This is a genomic window from Bradyrhizobium sp. 1 (assembly GCF_023073315.1).
In the GTDB taxonomy this organism is placed as follows: Bacteria; Pseudomonadota; Alphaproteobacteria; order Rhizobiales; family Xanthobacteraceae; genus Bradyrhizobium.
In genome coordinates this window covers 119564-138147 of sequence record NZ_JADPJH010000014.1, presented here as the reverse complement: position 1 = coordinate 138147, position 18584 = coordinate 119564, and the positions used below count along the sequence as shown (strand labels likewise).

16 protein-coding genes are annotated in these 18584 nt (G+C 65.4%); all 16 read left to right on the top strand.

Going from position 1 to position 18584, the window contains the following annotated elements; genetic code table 11:
• The first annotated feature begins 12 nt into the window (after nt 1–12).
• The 16 genes from IVB29_RS09230 (at nt 13) to lpxB (ending at nt 18577) form a co-directional block, all read left to right on the top strand.
• The gene (locus tag IVB29_RS09230; protein WP_247503089.1) at nt 13–753 is read left to right on the top strand and encodes a carbonic anhydrase; all 741 of its coding nucleotides are present in this window, start codon (nt 13–15) and stop codon (nt 751–753) included.
• 184 nt (nt 754–937) lie between these two features.
• Complete coding sequence (locus IVB29_RS09225) at nt 938–3400, top strand: caspase family protein (protein ID WP_247503088.1); 2463 nt, start codon at nt 938–940, stop codon at nt 3398–3400.
• Between the two features lie 210 nt (nt 3401–3610).
• A complete protein-coding gene (locus IVB29_RS09220) occupies nt 3611–4600 on the top strand; it encodes a 30S ribosomal protein S2 (RefSeq protein ID WP_247503087.1) in 990 nt (329 codons plus the stop codon).
• Between the two features lie 135 nt (nt 4601–4735).
• On the top strand, nt 4736–5659 hold the full coding sequence (tsf, locus tag IVB29_RS09215) for a translation elongation factor Ts (RefSeq protein WP_247503086.1): 924 nt from the start codon (nt 4736–4738) through the stop codon (nt 5657–5659).
• 60 nt (nt 5660–5719) lie between these two features.
• Nucleotides 5720–6436 (top strand): UMP kinase, encoded by a 717-nt coding sequence (gene pyrH, locus IVB29_RS09210; protein ID WP_247503085.1) that lies wholly within the window; start codon nt 5720–5722, stop codon nt 6434–6436.
• 68 nt (nt 6437–6504) lie between these two features.
• Nucleotides 6505–7068 (top strand): ribosome recycling factor, encoded by a 564-nt coding sequence (gene frr / locus IVB29_RS09205; protein WP_247503520.1) that lies wholly within the window; start codon nt 6505–6507, stop codon nt 7066–7068.
• 96 nt (nt 7069–7164) lie between these two features.
• On the top strand, nt 7165–7923 hold the full coding sequence (locus tag IVB29_RS09200; protein ID WP_247503084.1) for an isoprenyl transferase: 759 nt from the start codon (nt 7165–7167) through the stop codon (nt 7921–7923).
• On the top strand, nt 7920–8762 hold the full coding sequence (locus tag IVB29_RS09195; RefSeq protein ID WP_247503083.1) for a phosphatidate cytidylyltransferase: 843 nt from the start codon (nt 7920–7922) through the stop codon (nt 8760–8762). Before IVB29_RS09200 ends, IVB29_RS09195 begins: the two co-directional genes overlap by 4 nt.
• Before the next feature lie 4 nt (nt 8763–8766).
• Nucleotides 8767–9990: a 1-deoxy-D-xylulose-5-phosphate reductoisomerase gene (gene dxr / locus IVB29_RS09190; RefSeq protein WP_247503082.1), complete on the top strand. Its 1224-nt coding sequence runs from the start codon at nt 8767–8769 to the stop codon at nt 9988–9990.
• Between the two features lie 44 nt (nt 9991–10034).
• Nucleotides 10035–11186 (top strand): RIP metalloprotease RseP, encoded by a 1152-nt coding sequence (gene rseP / locus IVB29_RS09185; RefSeq protein WP_247503081.1) that lies wholly within the window; start codon nt 10035–10037, stop codon nt 11184–11186.
• Nucleotides 11187–11361: 175 nt separating this feature from the next.
• The gene (gene bamA / locus IVB29_RS09180) at nt 11362–13902 is read left to right on the top strand and encodes an outer membrane protein assembly factor BamA (RefSeq protein ID WP_247503080.1); all 2541 of its coding nucleotides are present in this window, start codon (nt 11362–11364) and stop codon (nt 13900–13902) included.
• A 136-nt stretch (nt 13903–14038) separates the two neighbouring features.
• Nucleotides 14039–15106 (top strand): UDP-3-O-(3-hydroxymyristoyl)glucosamine N-acyltransferase, encoded by a 1068-nt coding sequence (gene lpxD / locus IVB29_RS09175; RefSeq protein ID WP_247503079.1) that lies wholly within the window; start codon nt 14039–14041, stop codon nt 15104–15106.
• Nucleotides 15103–15564, top strand: coding sequence for a 3-hydroxyacyl-ACP dehydratase FabZ (gene fabZ / locus IVB29_RS09170; RefSeq protein ID WP_247503078.1), 462 nt, complete (start codon nt 15103–15105; stop codon nt 15562–15564). Before lpxD ends, fabZ begins: the two co-directional genes overlap by 4 nt.
• Nucleotides 15565–15733: 169 nt before the next feature.
• Nucleotides 15734–16525 (top strand): acyl-ACP--UDP-N-acetylglucosamine O-acyltransferase, encoded by a 792-nt coding sequence (lpxA, locus tag IVB29_RS09165; RefSeq protein WP_247503077.1) that lies wholly within the window; start codon nt 15734–15736, stop codon nt 16523–16525.
• Nucleotides 16526–16544: 19 nt separating this feature from the next.
• Entirely contained in the window at nt 16545–17402 is an 858-nt protein-coding gene (gene lpxI / locus IVB29_RS09160) for a UDP-2,3-diacylglucosamine diphosphatase LpxI (RefSeq protein ID WP_247503519.1), read from the top strand.
• A complete protein-coding gene (lpxB, locus tag IVB29_RS09155; RefSeq protein ID WP_247503076.1) occupies nt 17399–18577 on the top strand; it encodes a lipid-A-disaccharide synthase in 1179 nt (392 codons plus the stop codon). Before lpxI ends, lpxB begins: the two co-directional genes overlap by 4 nt.
• Nucleotides 18578–18584: the final 7 nt, after the last annotated feature.

Here is an 18584-nt window from a genome sequence, read left to right as displayed (position 1 = left end):
GAGGAGCGAACCATGTGCGCCAAGTGCTCTGAGAGTCCGTTTGATTGTCGTGCCCCCTCGCGGCGGTCGGCAGTGTTTCTCACTGCATCCGCTCTCGGGCTGGCCTTTGCCGGCGAGGCCTTCGCCAAGGACACCAAAGCGCCACCAAAGCCGCAGAACGTGCTGTCGCCCGACGCGTCGCTGAAGCGATTGATGGAAGGCAACGCGCGCTACGTCTCGGGCGTATCACGGCGGCATGATTTCAAGCACGAGCGCGAGGCACTGGCCGGCGGACAGAACCCATTCGCCGCCGTGTTGAGCTGCGCCGATTCGCGCATCGCGCCGGAATACGCCTTCGACACCGGCCGCGGCGATCTCTTTGTCTGCCGCGTCGCCGGAAATTTTGCCGGCACCGAGACCATTGCCAGCATGGAATATGCGGTCGCGGTGCTGAGTGCGCCGCTGATCCTCGTGCTCGGCCATGATGCCTGCGGCGCGGTCGATGCGACGCTGAAGGCGATCAAGGACGACAAGCCGCCGCCGGGACATATTCCCTCGCTGGTCGACGCGATCGCACCCGCCGCCAAGGCTGCGATGCAGCAGGGCGGGGACGTCCTCGACAAGGCGATCCGGCAGAACGTGATCGACAACATCGCCAAGCTGAAGACGGCCGCGCCGATCCTCAATGCCGCCGTGGAGCAGGGCAAGCTGAAGGTCGTCGGCGGCATCTATCGGCTCACAACGGGCACGGTCGATCTGATCGCGCAGGGCTGAACGACCCGCGGGGGCTCGCGCCGCGAGTGCGGTCGCGAGGCTTACGCGCGTCTGACGCAGGGGTTTGATAGAAGGCGGGGGCGCCATGCCGCCGCCTCAATCGGCGCTTTTCGTTCAAGTGCCATTCAGCCAGCCGCGCGTCTTATGCGTGGTGGCACCTCAACGACAAAAGCGGGCACAAGCCATGCGTGGGACGCTCAAGGCCTTCCTCTGTTTTCTCCTGCCGATCCTGTTCCTCGCCGCAGGCGCGCCAGATCCGGCGCGTGCGCAGCAGCAGGAAAAGCGCATCGCGCTCGTGGTCGGCAACGGCGCCTATGCCAAGTCGCCGCTGGCGACGACCGCGAACGATGCCGGCCTGATCGCGCAGACGCTACAGGCGGCGGGCTTCGACGTCGTCGGCGCGCGCGATCTCGACGGCGACACGCTGCGCAAGAGTTTTCGCGACTTCATCCAGAAGGCGCAGGCCTCGGGACCCGGCACCGTCGCGATGATCTATCTCGCCGGCTACGGCGTACAGCTTGCCGGTGAGAACTATTTCGTTCCGGTCGATTCCAACGTCACCCGCGACACCGACATTCCGACCGAGGCCTTGCGCATCAGCGACTATGCGCGACAGCTTGCGGCGCTTCCGCTCAAGGCCAACATCCTCGTGCTCGATGCGGCCCGCGCGCAGCCCTTCATCGAGGGCGGCCAGCCGATCGCCAGCGGGCTCGCTCTGGTCGAGCCCGATCCGAACATGCTGATCGCATTCAATGCCGCGCCCGGCACGGTGGCGCCGGAAGAGCCCGGCCCGTACGGCATCTACGCGCAGTCGCTTGCCGAGATGATCCGCACCGGCGGCCTGCCGCTGGCTGAGGTGTTCGACCGGCTCCGGTTGCGCGTCAACGAGGCCAGCAAGGGCGCACAGGTACCCTGGAACGAGCAGAAGATATCGGCGCCGTTCTCCTTCTTCGAGCGCGGGCCCGACGCGCCTCCGCCGGCGACGGCACCCGACCAGGTCGCCGCCATCAGGAGCAAGCCGATCCGCGATCTCGGCGTGCAGGATGCCTATGCCGCGGCGCTCCAACGCGACACGCTGCCGGCCTATGAGGAGTTTCTTGCAACCTATCCGAATGATCCGATGTCCGGGCGCGTGATGGCGATCGTCGCCGCGCGGCGCGAGGCGATCACCTGGCGGCGGACCTATCGTACCGACACGCCCGAAGCTTACTGGTCGTATCTGCGCCGCTATTCGCGCGGCCCGCACGCGGGCGATGCGCGTCGCCGCCTCGCCATCCTCACCGCGCCGGTCGAGCCGCCGCCGACTTTTGCGATGATCGACTATGACGTGCCGCCTCCGCCGCCGGAGGAGATCGTCTATGTCGATCGTCCGGTGCTGCTGTTCGGCGATCCCGTGTTCGGCTTCGCGCCGCCACCGCCGCCGCCGGTCTATTACCTGCCGCCGCCACCGCCGGATTTCATCGTGCTGGAGCCGCCGCTGCCCGTGGTCGGATTGTTCGTGCTGCCGCAGCCGCTGTTCGTGCCGATCCCGGTGTTCGTCAGGCCGCCGATCTATGTCGCGCCGCCGCCGAACAACATCATCTACCAGAACATCCATAATACGACGGTCATCAACACCGTGATCAACCGGCCGCTGGCACCGCCGCCGGGCGGGGGACCGGGGACCGGACCAGCTAGCCTCGCGCCAGCCGTTGCCGGCCGCGCCAATCCGGTGGGGCCGGCCGTGCCGCAGGCGGTCGCGCAGCGCGCCGCCCTGATCCAGCAGGGCAAGGCACCGATGCCGCCGAGCGCGACGATCCAGCCGACGGCGCGGCCCGGGATACCGCCGGTGACGCCGGCGAATGTCGCGCCAAATGCGGTGCCAAATGCGGGACCACGTACCGTACCAGGTGCCGTGCCAAGCGCTGCCCCAAGTGCCGCACCGGCTGCCGTGCCGGGTGCGGCGCCGAGCGCTGCGCCACAGGCCAAGCTGCCCGCCGCCAATACGCTGCCGGTTCCCGGAGCTCGTGGCGGTCCGCCAGCGCCACCGGCGGGGGCAGGGCCTTTGCCGGGCGGCAGGCCCGCGCCGACCGCGACGGCCCCCGGTGCAACGCCGCCGGCGCATCCGGGCGCGCCGATTGCTGCAGCTCCGGCAACTGCCTCGCCCAATGCGACAAACCCGGCCGCTGTGCCCGGCCAGCCGCCGAAGCCGCCGGTTGCGCAGACCGCGCCTGGAGCCGGGCCCGCTGATCGTGCCAAGTCGGCAACCCGTGGGCCGGCCGGGACACCGCCCGCCGCTGCAGCGGGAAAACCGGTCGCGCCAGCACCCTTGGCCGCGCGCGAGCCGGTCAGGCCGCAGACCCGTCCGCCCGTCCCGCCGCAGGCGGCCAGACCAGTTGCACCGCCACCGCGGCCCCAGGCTGTGGCGCGGCCCACGCCGCCACCTCCGCCGCGGGTGTCAGCGCCTCCGCCACGTGTGGCTGCGCCTCCGCCGCCAAGACCGGCTCCGGTTGCTGTGGCCCGGCCCGCGCCGCCGCCGGTGGCCCGGCCGGCTCCGCCACCACCGCCGCCCCGGGTGGCCGTCGCCCCGCCGCGTCCGGCAGCCCCGCCACCGCGTCCCGCGGCGCCGGCGCCCAAGAAGTGCCCACCCAACCAGCCGAGGTGCTAGGGGGCAGGGCGGTCTTTACGGAAAGGGCCTCTCGCGGGCGAAAACCGCCCCCGAAAGGCCCTTATTTCCTTGCTTCTGGCCGAAATGGCGCTATACACCGCGCCATCTCACACGGAAGCATGGCTCACAAGGCCGTCCGGTGGCAGCCGGGGCGACAACGCTCCGTTTTGCTCACACGCTTCCGGAGGAACCAACCGGAGAATTAGAACGATGGCAGTACCCGATTTCACTATGCGTCAGCTCCTCGAAGCTGGCGTGCACTTTGGTCACCAGTCTCACCGCTGGAATCCGAAAATGGCACCGTTCATTTTCGGCGCCCGCAACAACATTCACATCGTCGACCTTGCCCAGACCGTGCCGCTGCTGCACACGGCCTTGCAGGCGGTCAGCGACACCGTTGCCAAGGGCGGCCGCATCCTGTTCGTCGGCACCAAGCGCCAGGCGCAGGACGGCGTCGCGGACGCTGCCAAGCGCTGCGCGCAGTACTTCGTCAATTCGCGCTGGCTCGGCGGCACGCTGACCAACTGGAAGACGATCTCGGGCTCGATCAAGCGCCTGCGTCACCTCGACGACGTGCTCGCCGGCGGTGATGCCTCCTCCTACACCAAGAAGGAGCGCCTGACGCTTCAGCGCGAGCGCGACAAGCTCGACCGTTCGCTCGGTGGCATCAAGGACATGGGCGGTCTGCCCGACCTGATCTTCGTGATCGACACCAACAAGGAAGACATCGCGATCCAGGAAGCCCAGCGGCTCAACATCCCGGTCGCCGCGATCGTCGACACCAATTCGGATCCGAAGGGCATCACCTATGTGGTGCCGGGCAATGACGACGCCGGCCGCGCCATCGCGCTGTATTGCGATCTGATCGCGCGCGCCGCGATCGACGGCATTTCGCGCGCCCAGGGCGATTCGGGCATCGACGTCGGCGCATCGGTTCGGCCGGTCGCGGAAGAGCTGCCGGCCACGAGCGGCTTCCAGGGCCTTGCCGGTCCGCGCGGCACCTCCGACGACCTCAAGAAGCTCCCCGGCGTGTCGGGCGAGATCGAGAAAAAGTTCAACGACCTCGGTATTTTCCACTTCTGGCAGCTCGCCGAGCTCGATCACGCCACCGCGCACAAGATCGGCGAAGAGGTTGGTCTCCCCAGCCGTGCCGACGCGTGGGTCGCCAAGGCCAAGGCGCTAACCGCGGAAGCGGAATAGTCAAAAAGAGCGATGGGTTGGCCGGATAGGATCCGGCCACCATTTCATTCAGTTGACGCGAATTCCTGAGATGGACCGCGGCGGGGCGATCGGGCCGCGCCGCGGCGAACCGGCAGGCAAAAAGGATTTTCAACGATGGCAACGATCACAGCTGCGATGGTCAAGGAGCTGCGCGAGTCGACCGGCGCCGGCATGATGGACTGCAAGGCCGCGCTGACCGAAAACGACGGCAACATGGAAGCGGCGCAGGATTGGCTCCGCAAGAAGGGCCTGTCCAAGGCCGCCAAGAAGTCGGGCCGCGTCGCGGCCGAGGGCCTGATCGGTGCGCTCACCAAGGGCACCAAGGGCGTATTGGTCGAGGTCAACTCCGAGACCGACTTCGTCGCGCGTAACGGCCAGTTCCAGGGCCTCGTCAAGATGATCGCCCAGGTCGCCTTCGACGTCGGCGCCGATGTCGAGAAGATCAAGGCCGCCAAGGTCGGCGACGTCACGATCGAGACCGCGATCAACGACGCGATTGCCACCATCGGCGAGAACATGACGCTGCGCCGCGCAGCCTCCCTCGAAGTGAGCCAGGGCGTGGTGTCGCACTACGTCCACGGTGCCGTCATCGACGGCGCCGGCAAGATGGGCGTGATCGTGGCGCTGGAATCGCCGGGCAAGGCCGACGAGCTCGCAACGCTGGGCCGCCAGATCGCGATGCATATCGCGGCCACCAACCCGCTCGCGCTCGACCCGACCGGCCTCGATCCGGCGGTCGTCAAGCGCGAGAAGGACGTGCTCGCCGACAAATATCGCCAGCAGGGCAAGCCGGAGAACGTGATCGAGAAGATCGTCGAGTCCGGCCTGAAGACCTACTACAAGGAAGTCTGCCTGCTCGAGCAGGCCTTCATTCACGACACCGGCAAGTCGGTGGCGCAGGCGGTGAAGGAAGCCGAAGGCAGGGTCGGCGGCGCGGTGAAGATCGCAGGCTTTGTGCGCTATGCTCTCGGTGAGGGAATCGAGAAGCAGGAAACCGACTTCGCGGCCGAGGTCGCCGCGGTCAGCGGCAAGAAGTAAGCGCCGGAACGTTCCTTCCGGCGTGCTGCCGGAAGCGGCGCCCGGACGAGGAAAGTGCTCATGACTGATCCGGTCTATCGTCGCGTCGTGATCAAGCTGTCCGGCGAATATCTCGCGGGACAGCAGGGGTTTGGCATCGATCAGCCGACCATGGACCGGGTTGCGGACGATCTGATCGCGGCCCGTCAGCTCGGATGCGAGGTTGCGGTCGTGATCGGCGGCGGCAACATCTTTCGCGGTGTCGAGGTCTCGTCGCGCGGCGTATCGCGTACCACCGGCGACACCATGGGCATGCTGGCCACCATGATGAACTGCCTCGCGCTCGAAGCCACGATCGAGCGCAAGGGCGCGCCAGCGAGGGCGTTGTCGGCCTTCGTCATGCCAGAGATTTCCGAGCTGTTCACCCGCACTGCGGCGCACAAATACCTCGCCGACGGCCGGATCTTGCTGCTCGGCGGCGGAACCGGCAATCCGTTCTTCACCACCGACACCACCGCCGTGCTGCGCGCGGCCGAAATCGGCGCCCAGGTGGTGCTGAAGGCGACCAATGTCGACGGCGTCTACTCGGCCGACCCGAAGAAGGATCCGACCGCCACGCGGTTCGACCGCCTGACGCATTCGCAGGCGATCGAGGGTGGCTACAAGGTGATGGATGCGACCGCCTTCGCGCTTGCCCGCGAGACGTCGCTGCCTATCATCGTGTTCTCGATCGCGGAGCCGGGCTCGATCGGCGCTGTACTGCGTGGCGTCGGCCACGGAACCATCGTCGCCGGCTGACGGCTGATCTGGCGCGCCCCAAAAGGAGGGGTGCGGAGAAGTCGCCGGGATTTTGAAGGAGAAACATGATGGCCACGGGTAATTTCGACCTCAACGAAGTCAAGCGCCGCATGCAGGGCGCCGTCGCATCGCTCAAGCACGAGCTTGGCGGCTTGCGCACGGGCCGCGCCTCGGCCTCGATGCTCGACCCGGTCCAGGTCGAAGCTTACGGCAGTCACATGCCGCTGAACCAGCTCGCCACCGTCAGCGTGCCGGAGCCGCGCATGATCTCGGTGCAGGTCTGGGACAAGTCGATGGTCAAGCCGGTCGAGAAGGCGATCGTCGATTCCAATCTCGGCCTGTCGCCGGCGACCGAAGGCCAGGTGCTGCGCCTGCGCATTCCCGAGCTCAACGAGGAACGCCGCAAGGAACTGGTGAAGGTCGCGCACAAATACGCCGAAGCTGCCAAGGTCGCCGTGCGCCATGTCCGCCGCGACGGGCTCGACGTGATCAAGAAGCTCGAGAAGAATCACGAGATGTCGGAGGACGATCAGAAGCGTCACGCCGACGAGGTGCAGAAGGCGACCGACGGCACCATCACCGAGATCGACCAGCTGCTGGCCACCAAGGAAAAAGAAATCCTGACCGTCTAAAGCGCGATTGTCATCGCGCTTTAGGTTATTGTTCGCGCATGATCTTTTCGGAAAACCGCTGCGCACTTATCCGGATCATGCTTTGAGGCCGCTTCCATGTCCAACGCCGCCGCGCCTGCAACGGAAGGACCCGACCGGTCTGACGCGCCTGCGCATGTCGCCATCATCATGGATGGCAACGGGCGCTGGGCGGCTGCGCGCGGTCTGCCGCGTGCGGAGGGGCATCGCCGTGGCGTCGAGGCGCTGCGCCGCGTGGTGCGCGCCTCGCACGAGCTCGGCATTCGCTATCTCACCATCTTCTCCTTCAGCTCGGAGAACTGGTCGCGTCCGGCAAGCGAGATCGGCGATCTCTTCGGTCTGCTCAAGCGCTTCATCCGCAACGATCTGGCGAGCCTGCATCGTGACGGCGTCAAGGTCCGCATCATCGGCGAGCGGGAGGGACTCGAGAGCGACATCTGCGCGCTGCTCAACGAGGCCGAGGAACTGACGCGCGGCAACACGCGCCTGACGCTCGTTGTCGCCTTCAATTACGGCTCGCGGCAGGAGATCGCGAAAGCGGCACAAAAGCTCGCGCGCGAGGTCGCCGAGGGCAGGCGCGATCCCGCCTCGATCGACGCCGACACGCTGGGAGCGCATCTCGATGCGTCCGACATTCCCGATCCCGATCTCATCATCCGCACCAGCGGCGAGCAGCGGCTGTCCAACTTCCTGATGTGGCAGGCCGCCTATAGCGAACTCGTCTTCGTGCCGATCCACTGGCCCGATTTCGACAAGGCGGCGCTGGAAAGCGCGATCGCCGAATTTGCCAGGCGAGAACGCCGTTTCGGCGGCCTCGTCGCGAAAACCGCCTCGTGAGCGAACCCGATACCGCATCGGCGGGCGCCAAGCCTGCCCCGAGCAATCTCGTGATGCGAGTTCTCGCAGCGCTGGTGCTGGCGCCGCTCGTCATCGCGGTTGCCTATGTGGGCGGCTGGCTGTGGGCGCTGCTTGTGACTTTGGTGTCGATCGGGCTGTTCGCGGAATGGCTGATGGTGGTGGGCGCAGCTTCGACCGCGCTGACCGGGGCAGGAACGATCGTCATCGCCACGATGGGCTTGTGCGTTGCCTTCGGCGCGCTCAAGACCGCAATCATCGTCGGCTGTGTCGGCGGCGCGATCGTGACGCTGATTGCGCGCGGTAAGTTCGTCTGGGCCGCGACGGGCTTTGCCTATGCGTCGGCGGCGCTGCTGGCCTCGATCCTGGTGCGAAAGGATCTCGCCAACGGTTTTGCGGCGCTGATGTTCGTGCTGCTGGTGGTATGGGCGACCGATATCGGCGGCTATTTTGCCGGCCGCAGCATCGGCGGGCCGAAGCTCTGGCCGCGCGTGAGTCCGAAGAAGACCTGGTCCGGAGCCCTCGGCGGCTTCACGGCGAGCCTTGCGGTTGCTGCGGGCTTTGCGGCTTGCGGGCTCGGAAAAGCGCTTCCACTGCTGCTTGTCAGCGCCATCCTGTCGGTGGTGTCGGCATGCGGTGATCTGTTCGAATCCGCGGTGAAGCGGCGCTTCGATGTCAAGGATTCCAGTCACTTAATTCCCGGCCACGGCGGGTTAATGGACCGTCTGGACGGTTTTGTCGCCGCCATCCTGGTGGCATGGATTATCGGCTTCCTCCGCCATGGTGTGCATAGCGCCGGAAGCGGTCTTATGGTTTGGTGAGGACATGAGCGCCGTTCCCTTGCGTAATAACAGGCTTGCTGCGTCCGACATCCGCAGCGTCACAGTCCTCGGTGCCACCGGCTCGATCGGCGACAGCACGATGGATTTGCTGCGCGCTTCTCCCGAGCGCTATCGCGTCGAGGCGTTGACCGCGAACAGCAATGTCGAGGCGCTGGCAAAGCTCGCGAAGGAGTTTTCCGCGCGCTTCGTTGCGATCGCCGACACATCGAAGTTCGCCGAGCTCAAGGCCGCACTTGCGGGAACGAGCACCGAATGCGGCGCCGGCGAAAGCGCGGTGATCGAGGCCGGTGCGCGTCCCGCCGATTGGGTGATGGCGGCGGTCAGCGGCGCTGCCGGACTGAAGCCGGCGCTGGCGGCGGTCGATCGCGGCGCGCATGTCGCGCTCGCCAACAAGGAATGCCTGGTTTGCGCCGGCGATTTCTTCATGCAGCGCGCGGCGAAAGCCGGGGCCTGCATCCTGCCGGCCGATTCCGAGCACAACGCGCTATTCCAGGCGCTGGCATCGGGCAATCGTGACGAGCTGGTCCGCGTCATCATCACCGCTTCGGGCGGTCCGTTCCGCACCTGGAAGCCCGCTGACATCGAGAAGGCGACCCTCGAGCAGGCCCTGAAGCATCCGAACTGGAGCATGGGCCAGAAGATCACGATCGATTCCGCCTCGATGATGAACAAGGGCCTCGAAGTGATCGAGGCGTCCTATCTGTTCGCGCTCTCTCCCGACGAGATCGACGTCCTCGTGCATCCGCAGTCGATCATCCACGGCATGGTGGAATTCTCCGATCGCTCGGTGATGGCCCAGCTCGGCTCGCCCGACATGCGCACGCCTATCGCCCATTGCCTCGGCTGGCCCGACCGGATCAAGGGACCGGCTGCCAAGCTGGACCTCGCCAAGATCGGCCAGCTGACCTTCGAGGCGCCGGATTTCGAGCGGTTCCCGGGACTGCGGCTGGCCTACGATTCGCTCCGGACCGGGAAGGGGGCGACCACTGTCTACAACGCGGCCAACGAGGTCGCGGTCGCCGCCTTCATCGCCGGCAAGATCCGGTTCGGCGCGATCGCCCGGCTGGTGGAGGCGACGCTCGAGGACTGGATCCGGGGCGGGAACCGGGCCCCCATGACCTCAGCGGATGATGCAATCGCCGTTGACCATGTTTCGCGAAATAGAGCTGCCGCCCTATTGCCTCAAATTGCCTTAAAGGCATCCTAGATGGTTCGGGGCCAGGGCCTTGCGGCGCTGGATGAGGGAATTCGATGATCGACTTTTTCGTCCATAGTTTCAATACGTTGAGCCATGGGCTCCTCGGCTACGCTGTTCCCTTCCTGTTCGTCCTGACGATCGTCGTGTTCTTCCATGAGCTCGGCCATTTCCTGGTCGCGCGCTGGGCCGGTGTTCGCGTGTTAACTTTCTCGCTCGGCTTCGGACCTGAGCTGGTCGGTTTCAACGACCGCCATGGCACCCGCTGGAAGGTCTCGGCGATCCCGCTCGGCGGCTACGTCAAGTTCTTCGGCGACGAGAGTGAGGCCTCGACCCCGTCGTCCGAGACGCTTGCGGCCATGACGGCCGAAGAGCGTGCCGGCAGCTTCCACCACAAGAAGGTCGGCCCGCGCGCGGCCATCGTCGCTGCCGGTCCGATCGCCAATTTTATCCTTGGCGCGCTGATCTTCGCCGGCATGGCGCTGTACTACGGCAAGCCGAGCACGATCGCGCGCGTCGACGGCGTCGTTGTCGACGGCGCTGCGGCTGCGGCCGGCTTCAAGATCGGGGACGTTGTGGTCCAGATCGACGGCAAGCCGATCGAGAGCTTTGCCGACATGCAGCGAATCGTTGCCATGAACGCTGGTTCGGCGCTTACGTTCCAGGTGAAGCGGGACGACGCCATCGTGGCGCTGACCGCGACGCCGGCGCTGCTCGAGCGCAAGGATCCGTTCGGCAACAGCCACCGTGTCGGTGTGCTCGGTGTCGAGCACAAGTCGCAGGCAGGCGAGACCTCGACCGCTCCGGTCGGCGTCGGTGAGGCGCTCAAGATCGGTGTCGAGCAGGTCTGGTTCATCATCACCAGCACCTTCAAGTTCCTCGGCTCGCTGTTTGTCGGAAACGGCAATCCTAACGAGGTCAGCGGCGTTCTCGGTATCGCCAAGATGTCGGGGCAGGCGGCCAGCGCCGGGTTCCAGTTCGTGATCAACCTCTGTGCGGTGCTGTCGGTCTCGATCGGCCTCTTGAACCTGTTCCCGATCCCGCTGCTCGATGGCGGTCACCTTATGTTCTATGCGGCGGAAGTGGTTCGCGGCCGGCCCTTGTCCGAGCGGACTCAGGAGATGGGGTTCCGGATCGGGCTGGGTTTGGTGCTGATGCTGATGGTGTTCGCCACCTACAACGACATCCTGCGGATGGCCGCTTCCTGATAGGGGCTTTTTTGTGGCGTTGCTCTTGGGCAACGTCTTGGAATGAAATTGAAATTACGGTGTCTGCTGCCGTTTGCGGCACCGAGGAAATTGGCTACAAGCGGCTTCGAACTTGGGGAATCTCCGGACCGGCGTTGGGGTGGGTCTGGCACGGAATGATAAGGGCGCGTTGCGCATGAAGTTTGGACTGCGACTCCGGGGGGGCTTGCTTGCAACCCTGATCATGTTCGGCGCGCCGGTGCTTGCCCCGGTTGGGGCTGCTTTTGTGTCTTCGTCTGCGGTAGCTCAGACCGTCCAGTCGATTTCCGTCGAAGGAAATCGCCGTGTCGAGGTGGAGACCATCCGCTCCTATTTCAAGCCCGGCCCGGGTGGCCGCCTGGATCAGGGCGCCATCGATGACGGCCTCAAGGCGCTGATCGAGACCGGCCTGTTTCAGGACGTCCGAATCAATCGCGGCGCCGGTGGCCAGATCGTCGTCTCCGTGGTGGAAAACCCGGTGATCGGCCGGATTGCCTTCGAGGGCAACAAGAAGATCAAGGACGAGCAGCTCACCTCCGAAGTCCAGTCCAAGGCGCGCGGCACCTTCTCCCGCGCCATGGTGCAGTCCGACACGCTGCGAATCGCCGAGATCTATCGCCGTTCCGGTCGCTACGACGTGCGCGTCACCCCCGAGATCATCGAGCAGCCGAACAACCGCGTCGACCTCGTCTTCACGGTCGAGGAGGGCGCCAAGACCGGCGTCAAGTCGATCGAGTTCGTCGGTAATAACGCGTACTCGTCCTATCGTCTGCGCGACATCATCAAGACCCACGAATCGAATCTGCTGAGCTTCCTCGCCAGCAGCGACATCTACGATCCCGATCGCGTCGAAGCCGACCGCGACCTGATCCGCCGCTTCTACCTCAAGAACGGCTTCGCCGACGTCCAGGTCGTCGCCGCGCTCACCGAATACGATCCGGAGAAGAAGGGCTTCAACGTTACCTTCAAGATCGAAGAAGGCTCGCAGTATCGCGTCGGTGCGCTTGATTTCCGCTCCAGTATTCCGAACTTCGATCCCTCTTCGATGCGCAACTATTCGCGCGTCAATGTCGGCTCGCTCTACAACGTCGAAGCGGTCGAGAAGTCGGTCGAGGAAATGCAGATCGAGGCCTCGCGCCGCGGCTATGCCTTCGCCGTGGTCCGTCCCGGTGGCGACCGCAACTTCGAGGCGCACACTGTCTCCGTCGTGTTCAACATCGACGAGGGCCCGCGCACCTATATCGAGCGCATCAATCTGCGCGGCAACACCCGCACGCGCGACTACGTGATCCGTCGCGAGTTCGACCTCTCCGAGGGCGATGCCTACAACCGCGCGCTGGTCGATCGTGCCGAGCGGCGCCTGAAGAACCTCGACTACTTCAAGACCGTCAAGATCACGACGGAGCCAGGCTCCTCGAGCGACCGCGTCATCCTGATCGTCGACATGGAAGAGAAATCGACCGGCGACTTCTCGGTCTCGGGCGGTTACTCCACGACCGACGGTGCGCTTGCCGAAGTCTCGGTCTCCGAGCGCAACCTGCTTGGCCGCGGCCTGTTCGCCAAGGCGGCGGTGACCTATGGCCAGTACGCGCGCGGCTACTCGCTGTCGTTCGTCGAGCCGTACCTGCTCGACTACCGCATCGCGCTGGGCCTCGACTTCTATCAACGCCAGCAGCTGTCCAACAGCTACATCTCCTACGGCACCAAGACGCTCGGCTTCTCGCCGCGCCTCGGCTTCTCCTTGCGTGAAGACCTGGCGCTGCAGCTGCGCTACTCGGTCTACCAGCAGGAAATCACGCTGCCGTACTACCTGGCGAACTGTAACAATAATTTTGGCACGGCGGCGTTCAACCCGAGCCCGGCTTTCTCGGCGGCGAGCGGTATTCCCCTCGATCCATCAACCAATGGTCTCGGCTGCTACAGCGACGGCGAAGCATCGCTGCCGGTGCGCAAGGAGCTTGCCAGCGGCAAGACCCTGACCTCGGCGCTCGGCTACACGCTGACCTACAACACGCTGGACAACAACAAGAACCCCACCGACGGCCTGCTCGTCGATTTCCGGCAGGACTTCGCCGGCGTCGGCGGCGACGTCTCCTACCTGAAGTCGGTCATCGACGCGAAGTACTACGCTCCGCTGGTGTCTGACATCGTCGGCCTCGTGCACGTCCAGAGCGGCATGCTGAACAAGATCGGCAGCAACGAGCTGCGCATGCTCGATCAATTCCAGATGGGTCCGAACCTCGTCCGCGGCTTTGCCCCGAACGGCATCGGCCCGCGTGATTTGAATCCCTACGGCACGCAGGACGCGCTTGGTGGCACCAAATATTGGGGCGCTTCGCTCGAATTGCAGATGCCGTTCTGGTTCCTTCCGAAGGAAGTGGGTCTGAAGGGCGCTGTCTATGCCGATGCCGGCGGCCTGTACGACTATCAGGGCCCGACGACGTGGTCGGTGACCAACGAAATGACCACGACCAAGAATTCGAACTGTACGCCATCGACGATCACCCCGGCTGTCTCGCCTGGAACGTGTACCGGCTTGGTGTATGACAACGGCAATGTCGTCCGCTCGTCGGTCGGTGTCGGTCTGATCTGGCAGTCACCGTTTGGCCCGCTGCGCTTCGACTACGCCGTGCCGCTCACGAAGGGCAAGAATGATCGCACGCAGGAATTCCGGTTCGGCGGCGGCACCTCGTTCTAATTCGATCAGCAGGGCATGATCCGTCCCCCAGAGTCACTCCCGGGGGCGGTTTCCAAAAAGATCGTGCTCAATCCATGAGATGAGGCATGATGCGGCTAGGCCGCTTCATGCCGAAGCCGGACCGCGACGGGGTGGAATGGCGCAGCCGACCTTCTTCAAAAAACCGCCTGCCTCAGCGCTGGCCGACATCGCCACGCTGACCAAGGCGGAGCTCGTCGATCCCGCCAGGGGCGGCCATATCATCACGGGTCTCGCTTCGCTCGACGAAGCCGGCCCGATGCATTTGGCGTTCTTCGACAATCTCAAATATGCCGACGAGCTCAAGGCAACCAAGGCCGGGGCTTGCCTGGTCAGCCCGCGTTTCGAGGCCCAGGTGCCCGCGCATGTGGCCGTGCTGCGGGTGGCGCAGCCGTTCCGGGCCTTCGTCAGGATCTCGAGGGAATGGCACGGCGATGCGCTGCGCCCGCAGTCCTGGTTCGGCAATGACGGTATTGCGCCGTCGGCCATCATCGATCCCTCGGCGCGGCTCGAGGACGACGTCGTCGTCGAGCCTCTGACCGTCATTGGTCCTGATGTCGAGATCGGCAGCGGCACCGTGATCGGCGCCGGTGCGGTCATCGGCCCCGGCGTCAAGATCGGCCGGGACTGCAATGTCGGCGCCCGCACGGCCATCCAGTGCTCGCTGATCGGCAACAACGTGCTGATCCATCCCGGCTGCTCGATCGGCCAGGACGGCTACGGCTTCATCTTCTTCGGTCCCGAAGGCCATCTGAAGGTGCCGCAGACCGGGCGCGTTCTGATCCAGAACGACGTCGAGGTCGGCGCCGGCACCACCATCGATCGCGGCTCGCTGCGCGACACCGTGATCGGCGAGGGCACCAAAATCGACAATCAGGTCCAGATCGGCCACAATGTGACGATCGGCCGGAACTGCCTGCTGGCGGCCCAGATCGGGCTCGCCGGCAGTTTGACGATCGGCGACAACGTGGCGCTGGGAGCCAAGGTTGGCATCAACAACCACCTCAAGATCGGCGACGGGGCCCAGGTCACCGCGATGAGCGGCGTTAAGGACGACATCCCGCCGAACGGTCGCTGGGGTGGTTTTTTTGCCAAACCGACCAAGCAGTGGTTCAAGGAAATTATCGCGGTGGAGCGCCTGGTACGCGACAGCAAGGCCGATCCGAAGAACGAGGGACGGGAATGACGGCGGAATCACCAATCAAGTTCGAGCTGGTGGATATCAATGCGATCCTCCGAACGCTGCCGCACCGTTTTCCGATGCTGCTGATCGACCGCGTGATCAACATCCGCGCCGATTACAGCGGCATCGGCATCAAGAACGTCACCTTCAACGAGCCGGCCTTCCAGGGGCATTTCCCGGAGCGCCCAGTCTATCCCGGCGTCATGATGATCGAAGCGATGGCGCAGACCGCCGGCGTCATCGGCATCACCTCGGTCGAGGGCACCGCGAAGCCGCGCGCGGTGTACTTTCTCACCATCGACAAGTGCAAGTTTCGTAAGCCCGTGCTGCCCGGCGATACCATCGAGTATCACATGCATTCGATCGGACGCCGCAAGGCGATGTGGTGGTTTCACGGCGACGCCAAGGTCAACGGCCAGGTCGTCGCGGAAGCCGACGTCGGCGCCATGCTGACGGACTGAGGCGGCGCTCCCGCACTTAACGTGCTGGATGAAGTCGTTGAAGTCGCGGGGCGGTTGGCTCGACCGGCATCTGAAACACGCCGAGATGATACGTCACTGGACAGATCGGGCGAAGTCGCGCTAACCACCGGAAAAGCAAGCGACTTCAACATATAAGCAGACCTTTTTGATGAGCAGGATTGATCCCACCGCACGCGTCGCGGACGGCGCCGTGATCGGCGAGGGCACCGAGATCGGACCCTTTTGCATCATCGGCCCGAATGCCGTGATCGGCGCGAACTGCAAGCTGATCGGGCAGGTCACGATCATCGGCCATACCTCGGTCGGGGACGGCTGCGTGATCTCGCCGTTCGCGGTGCTCGGCGGCGCGCCCCAGGATCTCAGCTACAAGGGCGAGCCGACCACGCTCGAGATCGGTTCGGGCTGCACCATCCGCGAAGGCGCGACGATGAACGTCGGCACCGTCAAGGGCGGCGGGAAAACGCGCGTCGGCAACGACGGCTATTTCATGAACAACAGCCATGTCGGCCATGACTGCATGGTCGGCAACAACGCGATCTTCGCGACCTCGGCGACGCTCGGCGGTCACTGCGAGATCGGCGACGCCGTCTATATCGGCGGCCTGTCGGCGGTGCACCAGTTCACCCGCATCGGCTCGTACGTGATGGTCGGCGGCCTCTCGGGCGTTCGCGACGACATCATCCCGTATGGGCTCGCCAACGGCCAGTATGCGGTACTGGAGAGCCTCAACCTCATCGGCATGAAGCGGCGCAAGTTCACCAGGCAGCGGCTCGCGACCGTGCGCGCGTTCTACCAGAAGCTCTTCCACGGGCCCGGCACCTTCGCCGAGCGGCTCGACTCGGCGCGGCCGCTCGCGGGCGAGGATCCGGCGATCGCCGAGATCCTCGGCTTCATCGGCAAGGGCAAGCGCCCGCTCTGTCTTCCCGCCATCGAGAAATGAATTCGGGATGGCCGCGGACATGACATCGGCGGCTTCGGAGATTTCACCACCGGTCGGCGTGGTCGCAGGCGGCGGCGCCATGCCGTTCGCGGTTGCCGACTCGCTGGCCGCGCGCGGCATCGCGCCGGTGCTGTTTCCGCTACGCGGCGCCTGCGATCCGGCGCAGGTGGAGAAATTCCGACACCGCTGGATCTCGGTCGGCCAGCTCGGCCGCGCCATGCGGCTGTTCCGCGAGGAGGGCTGCCGCGACCTGATCTTCATCGGCACCTTGGTACGGCCCGCGCTGTCCGAGATCCGGTTCGACGTCACGACGCTGCGCCTGCTCGGTAACGTCATCCGCGCCTTCCGCGGCGGTGACGATCATTTGCTGTCCGGGGTCGGTCGCATCCTCGAGCAGGGCGGCTTTCGTATGGTCGGCATCAAGGATGTCGCGCCTGACCTCTTGATGCCCGAGGGCTGCATCAGCCGCGCCTGGCCGAATGACAACAGCAAGGCCGATATCGAGCGCGGCCGCGCGGTGCTGACCGCGCTCGGCCCGTTCGACATTGGCCAGGCCGTTGTGGTGATTGATGGCCATGTGGTGGCGGTCGAGGACATCGAGGGCACCGACGCGCTGCTGGCGCGGGTCGCGCGGCTGCGCGAGGAAGGCCGCATTCGCGCAGCCGCCGGCCGTGGCGTGCTGGTGAAGGCGCCGAAGAGCGGCCAGGATCTGCGCTTCGATTTGCCGACGATTGGCCCGCGCACGCTCGACGGCGTCGCCAAGGCTGGCCTTGCCGGCATCGCCGTCATCGCCGGCAACACCATCGCCGCCGAGCCGCAGGCGATGATCTCATTCGCGGACGCCAAATATCTCTTCGTCATCGGTCTGCCGGCGTGATGCAGACCCGCGACCCCAAGCGAAAGATCTTCCTGATCGCCACGGAGGAATCCGGCGACCGGCTCGGCAGCGCGCTGATGAAGGTGCTGCGCCAGCGACTCGGAGACGGCGTGCAGTTCATCGGCGTCGGCGGCCGCACCATGGCGCGCGAAGGGCTCGAGACGCTGTTTCCGATCGAGGAGCTGTCGATCGTCGGCTTCGCGGCGGTGGTGCAGCAATTGCCAAAGATCCTGCGGCTGATCCGCCAGACCGTGGACGCCGTGCTGGAGACCGCGCCCGATGCGCTCGTCATCATCGACAGTCCCGACTTCACCCACCGCGTCGCCCGCCGCGTGCGCGCGAAGAATCCCGCGATCCCTGTCATCGACTATGTCTCGCCGCAGCTCTGGGCCTGGCGGCCGGGACGGGCGCGGACCATGCTCGGCTATGTCGATCACGTACTCGGCCTGCTGCCGTTCGAGCCGGAGGAATACCGTAAGCTCGGCGGGCCGCCATGCAGCTATGTCGGCCATCCCCTGATCGAGCAATTGACTTCGCTGCGGCCGAACGCGGAGGAGCAGAAGCGCCGCGAGGGCGAGCCGCCGGTGTTGCTGGTGCTGCCCGGCAGCCGCCGTAGCGAGGTCAGGCATCATCTCGAAATATTTGGCGCGACGCTCGGCCGCTTGCAGGCCGAGGGCCGCGCGTTCGAATTGGTGCTGCCGACCATGCCGCATCTCGAAGCCACCGTGGGCGAGGGCATCGCGAGCTGGCCGGTCAAGCCGCAGATCGTGATCGGCGAAAACGAGAGGCGCGCCGCCTTCCGTGTCGCGCATGCCGCGCTGGCCAAATCCGGCACGGTGACGCTGGAGCTCGCGCTGTCGGGCATTCCGATGGTGACGGCCTATCGCGTCGGCGCGATCGAGGCCTTCATCCTGCGCCGCGCGATCCGGGTGTCCTCGGTGATCCTGGCCAATCTCGTGATCGGTGAGGATGTGATCCCTGAATATTTGCAGGAGGACTGCACGCCGGAGAAGCTCGCGCAGGCGCTGTCCGACGTGCTGACGGATTCGCCGTTGCGGAAGCGGCAGGTCGAAGCGTTCGCCCGGCTCGATACCATCATGTCAACCGGAAACAAGTCGCCAAGCGTGCTCGCCGCCGACGTCGTGCTCGCGACGATGCGGAAGGGCCGGCGGTAGGCGAGGT

What these genes read in the sequence shown, in the direction of transcription:
- IVB29_RS09230 (WP_247503089.1), top strand. Translation starts at nt 13, where the DNA reads ATGTGCGCCAAGTGCTCTGAGAGTCCGTTTGATTGTCGTGCCCCCTCG.
- IVB29_RS09225 (WP_247503088.1), top strand. Translation starts at nt 938, where the DNA reads ATGCGTGGGACGCTCAAGGCCTTCCTCTGTTTTCTCCTGCCGATCCTG.
- IVB29_RS09220 (WP_247503087.1), top strand. Translation starts at nt 3,611, where the DNA reads ATGGCAGTACCCGATTTCACTATGCGTCAGCTCCTCGAAGCTGGCGTG.
- tsf (WP_247503086.1), top strand. Translation starts at nt 4,736, where the DNA reads ATGGCAACGATCACAGCTGCGATGGTCAAGGAGCTGCGCGAGTCGACC.
- pyrH (WP_247503085.1), top strand. Translation starts at nt 5,720, where the DNA reads ATGACTGATCCGGTCTATCGTCGCGTCGTGATCAAGCTGTCCGGCGAA.
- frr (WP_247503520.1), top strand. Translation starts at nt 6,505, where the DNA reads ATGGCCACGGGTAATTTCGACCTCAACGAAGTCAAGCGCCGCATGCAG.
- IVB29_RS09200 (WP_247503084.1), top strand. Translation starts at nt 7,165, where the DNA reads ATGTCCAACGCCGCCGCGCCTGCAACGGAAGGACCCGACCGGTCTGAC.
- dxr (WP_247503082.1), top strand. Translation starts at nt 8,767, where the DNA reads ATGAGCGCCGTTCCCTTGCGTAATAACAGGCTTGCTGCGTCCGACATC.
- rseP (WP_247503081.1), top strand. Translation starts at nt 10,035, where the DNA reads ATGATCGACTTTTTCGTCCATAGTTTCAATACGTTGAGCCATGGGCTC.
- bamA (WP_247503080.1), top strand. Translation starts at nt 11,362, where the DNA reads ATGAAGTTTGGACTGCGACTCCGGGGGGGCTTGCTTGCAACCCTGATC.
- lpxD (WP_247503079.1), top strand. Translation starts at nt 14,039, where the DNA reads ATGGCGCAGCCGACCTTCTTCAAAAAACCGCCTGCCTCAGCGCTGGCC.
- fabZ (WP_247503078.1), top strand. Translation starts at nt 15,103, where the DNA reads ATGACGGCGGAATCACCAATCAAGTTCGAGCTGGTGGATATCAATGCG.
- lpxA (WP_247503077.1), top strand. Translation starts at nt 15,734, where the DNA reads ATGAGCAGGATTGATCCCACCGCACGCGTCGCGGACGGCGCCGTGATC.
- lpxI (WP_247503519.1), top strand. Translation starts at nt 16,545, where the DNA reads ATGACATCGGCGGCTTCGGAGATTTCACCACCGGTCGGCGTGGTCGCA.